Genomic DNA, 540 nt, shown 5'->3' with positions numbered 1-540 from the left:
TAAGATGCAGTTAACGAAAACGATTAAAGTGCAATTATACCCAAGTGCTAGTGATATTGAAAAGTTCGAAGAAACCCAACAACAGTTTTTAAACGCTTGTAATTTTGTTTCGACATATATCTTTGACCATGACTTTGAATTAGGTCAAACGACTTTGCACAACGCCTTGTATCATCAGATACGTCAGGATTTTGGGCTGCAATCGCAAATGGCCCAGTCCGTGATGCGTACGGTAATCGCGAGATATAAGACCGTGAAAACACAGTTTAAACAAAAACCTAAGCGTTATAAAGATATCCATACAGGTAAATATCATACGCTATATAAAGACCTTTACCATTTAACGAAACCCCTAGGGTTTAAGCAACCAGTAGCTGTGTTCGTACGTAATCGTAACTACGCTTATCACCAAAACAATACCTATTCACTGACGACCAATCAAGGACGAATTAAAGTGTCTTGTGATAAGCAACATATCGATTATCTTCAACAATTTAGCCAGAATGCTTACAAGTTCGGTCAAGCTGAATTACTCTGTCG

General features: G+C 38.0%; 1 pseudogene. It reads left to right on the top strand.

From position 1 onward, the window contains the following. A pseudogene (locus AC973_RS09410) lies at positions 1–540 on the top strand (RNA-guided endonuclease TnpB family protein); the annotation flags it as partial.

The sequence above is a fragment of the Carnobacterium sp. 1290_CSPC genome, assembly GCF_001053265.1.
In the GTDB taxonomy this organism is placed as follows: domain Bacteria; phylum Bacillota; class Bacilli; order Lactobacillales; family Aerococcaceae; genus Aerococcus; species Aerococcus urinaeequi.
Note: the sequence above shows the minus strand (reverse complement) of the source record. Positions and strands in the feature narration are given on the sequence as shown.